Here is a 3,762-nt window from a genome sequence, read left to right as displayed (position 1 = left end):
CAGGCCGTTAGTAGGCGACGCAAGTCCTGCAGCTTGCGGCACGACGAAGTCTCAATAGCGTTGAGACTTTCCTCGCCTTTTCGGGATTCGGGTCATGGGCTGGCCAGCAGGTAGTGGCGGCGTGGATCACGCGGGCCGGAGCCGATCTCGCGAACCAGGCCACGGCCGACCAGCGCGGCCAGAGGGGTGCTGGTGGCACGGGGCGACAGACCGAGGTGGGCGGCGATCACGGCCGTAGTGCGACCTTGGGTGTCCGCCAGCAGAGCGAGGATGGCGGCATCCGGGCGCCCATCTTCGACACCGAACATCTGGATGCCGCCAAGTGGTGTTGGCAAAAGCCCCACGAGGCTGCGCAGCGCGCCGTCCGGTGACGACAGATCGCGCTTGAATTCCAGCGTCCTGCCTTCCGGAAGCTTGAGCATTTCGACGGTATCCATGACTCGGAAAATTACTCGGAGGCCGGGTTCAGATTCATGCTTCCGAGTGCGTCCGCTCAGCCCGGCGCGCTGGCGCGGGACAGCAGGTCGGCGAAGTCGTAGTTGACGCTGGTCACGCCGAAGTCAGGTTCGCGGCTGAAGGGCTGGCGCAGGTAGTGGGTGCGGTGCTCGGTGTCGCTCAGGAATTCGACGATGGCGAGAATGAAGTCATCCGGCTTGTTCAGGCAGTACAGAATTTCGTTGCGGGTGACGGTGATGGTCTGTGCCCCGCTGACGCGGCCCTTGACCTCGATGAAGCGCAGCTTGCCAGTGCCAGGCACGCGGCTTTCGATGTCGTAGCCGAGCTTTTCGAACTCTCGGTCCTTGGGGTCGAAACCGAGGCTGTGTTCGATACCCATGACCACAGCACGGGCTCGGGCCGCACTGATCTGGGTATCGACCGGCAGCGACGACTGCGGGCCGGATTTGCCCTGCATGGTCCTGAGCAGGCCGATCGGCACCACCAGCAGACCGCCCAGCACCACCGGCGGCAGCGGCGACATCTGTGCTTCCAGCTTCAGGTCTTCGAGCCGCTTCTGAAGCCGGCCCTGAAGCAGGTCGGCACGCTTGCGGGCCTCGCCCGAATTGAGCCGGGCATTGGCCTTGCCGGATTGCTCCTGCGCCTTGAGCGTTTCGGCACGGTGATCCCAGTAGGTGATCTCCTTGGTCAGCCGCTCCTTGACCGCTGCTTCGGTCTTGGCGATCAGCTTCAGCTTGGGGTTGCGGACCTCGGCCAGGTGCTCGGGAACCACGTGGGCAATTGCGTAGCCCTGTGCTTTGGCCTCCAGCTCGCGGTTGATCCAATGGCATTCCGGCCGGTCGAGGATCGCGTCGACGCCGGGCTCGCTGGCAGCCAGGGGGCGATAGTCCAAGTAAGGCGCGTAGTGGACATGGCGCGTCGTCCCCGCAGCGTCCTGTTCGACATAAAGCATCTGTCGGGAGATCACGCGCCGCTCGCCGCTGCGGGTCAGGCTGGCGTCCTGGATCGCGTGCTCCAGATAGAACAGCACCCGCGGCTGCGTACCCTGATCACGCTCGTCGACCAGCAAGGTGCCGCGCTTCAGCAGATCGCGGTTGCGCTCCAAGGTGAGATCAATGACCGAGTCGAGCAGCGGATGGCCCGGGCAGACGAAGGCGGCTAGCGGCACGCCCTGAGGTGCCACCAGAGCTTTCTCGAAAGCGATGCGCTCGTAGCGCGGCAGTACCGGTTCGCCGATGCCGATCAAGCGATCGCGATTGCGCACTGGTGCCGGCACATGGCTGATCTCGTAGCGTCGGGCCTCACGCTGCTTGGAACTGCCGCCGAGCCGCCCGAAAGCTTCGTGGAAGAACGATTCGATGTAGTGCGGTTGCAGGCGACGCGCATCGGCGCGTTCCATGTCTTCGCGGATGCGCTGTACCTTGCTGGCGTCCATGGCGTCATGGGCCAGCACGCGCTCTTCAAGCAGGCCTTGCAGGTGGCTGCGATCGAGCGCGGTATCCATCACCGTGGTGAGGAAGGCCCTGACCTCCGGTCGGTCACCATGGCGGACAGCCTCGATCAGCAGATCGCGCAGGGACTTGCCTTCGAATTGCAGCTTGCCGAGCACGTCGAACACCTGCCCACCCAGCGTCTGCCGGGCTTGTTCGAGCTTTTCGAGCAGCTTGCGGTAGACATCGCCCTCGCGGGTTTCCTCGGCGACCAGGTTCCACAGGTGGCAGGTCTCGGTCTGGCCGATGCGGTGAATGCGGCCGAACCGCTGCTCCAGCCGGTTGGGATTCCACGGCAGGTCATAGTTGACCATCAGATGCGCGCGCTGAAGGTTGATGCCCTCGCCTGCCGCATCGGTGGCCAGCAGCACCTTCACTTCAGGATCGTGGCGGAAGGACTCCTGCACCTTCAGGCGTTCTTCACGGCCAACGCCACCGTGAATGATGACCACCGCTTCCTTGCGGCCGAGCAGGGTGCTGATCCGCTGCTCCAGATAGTTCAGGGTGTCGCGGTGCTCGGTGAAGATGACGATCTTCTGCCGCGGCGATGGCTTCGGCGGGTCGATCGCACCGGAACCGTACGGTGGCGAGGTTTCAGCCACACCAAACGCGGCAGGGGAGAAGATTTCACCGAGCAAGCCGGCGAGTTCGGTCCATTTGGTGTCGGTGCCGCCGCGCCGAACGAGCAGGGCCTGGGCTTCAAGGATGCGCAACGTTTCGATTTCAATGCGCAGCTCGGCGATCGAGCGCGCGGCGGTGGCCTGATCGAGGATCTCCTCTTCAAGCTCGGCGATCTCGTTGTCCGGCGCATCGTCCAGATCGTCGGCATCTTCACTGTCGAACGCGGGAAACGATGCCGCGAGCACTGGTGCCGGCTGGCCGGCACGGTGCAGCACTTCCAGCTCGCGAAGACGGCCTTCCAGCTTTTCTCGGCGACGACGCAGCGATTGATAAATCGCCTCTGGGGAAGAGGCCAGGCGGCGCTGCAGGATGGTCAGCGCAAAGCCGACGGTGCCGGCGCGCTTGTCGTTCGCGAGGGCTTCGGCGCGGTTGAATTCCTCGCGGACGTAGGCGGTGACCGCCTGGTACAGCGCTGTTTCTGCCACCGACAGCTTGTAAGGCACGGTGTAGGCGATGCGCTGCGGAAACAGCGGCGTGCCATCAAACTTCAGCAGGCTTTCCTTGACCATGCGCCGCATCAGGTCGGACACCTCGGCGGTGTGGACGCCATCGCGGAAGCGGCCCTCGAAACGATCGCCGTCGAGCAGCGCCATGAACAGCTGGAAGTCTTCTTCCTTGCCGTTGTGCGGCGTCGCCGACATCAGCAGGAAATGGCGTGTCAGCGACGACAGCAACTGGCCCAGCCGATAGCGCTTGGTGTACTTGGTTTCGCCGCCGAAGACGGTCGCCGACATCTTGTGGGCTTCGTCGCAGACCACGAGGTCCCAGCGGCAATCCGGGGCCTGGAGCTTGAGCTGCACTTCATCGTTGCGCGACAGCTTGTCGAGCCGGGCAATCGCGAGGTTGGTTTCAAGAAACCAGTTGCCGGTGCGCGCAGCTTCGAGCTTGTCGTTGGTCAGGATCTCGAACGGCAGATGGAAGCGACGATAGAGCTCGTCCTGCCACTGCTCGGCCAGGCTGCCGGGACAAACGATCAGACAACGCTGCAGGTCACCGCGGGCGATCAGTTCCTTGATCAGCAGCCCGGCCATGATGGTCTTGCCGGCACCGGGATCGTCCGCCAGCAGGAAGCGCAGCGGCTGGCGCGGCAGCATGGTTTCGTAGACCGCCGTGATCTGGTGCGGCAGCGGATCGA

At 64.0% G+C, this 3,762-nt stretch carries 2 protein-coding genes; both read right to left on the bottom strand.

What is annotated here, in order from left to right; genetic code table 11:
* Positions 1-92: 92 nt before the first annotated feature.
* Complete coding sequence (locus tag Q0D45_RS20995; RefSeq protein ID WP_293397698.1) at positions 93-422, bottom strand: MarR family transcriptional regulator; 330 nt, start codon at positions 420-422, stop codon at positions 93-95.
* 71 nt (positions 423-493) lie between these two features.
* Positions 494-3,762, bottom strand: a 3,269-nt coding sequence (locus Q0D45_RS20990; protein WP_293397696.1) for a helicase-related protein, incomplete at its 5' end; no start/stop codon positions are given.

It is taken from the genome of Nevskia sp. (assembly GCF_023266035.1).
GTDB lineage: Bacteria > Pseudomonadota > Gammaproteobacteria > Nevskiales > Nevskiaceae > Nevskia.
The sequence above is the reverse complement of the archived record's forward strand: the minus strand, read 5'-3'. Positions and strand labels throughout refer to the sequence as shown.

Bases quoted from the DNA above. Each gene is read 5' to 3' on its own strand.
- Q0D45_RS20995 (WP_293397698.1), bottom strand. From the start codon at position 422: ATGCTCAAGCTTCCGGAAGGCAGGACGCTGGAATTCAAGCGCGATCTG.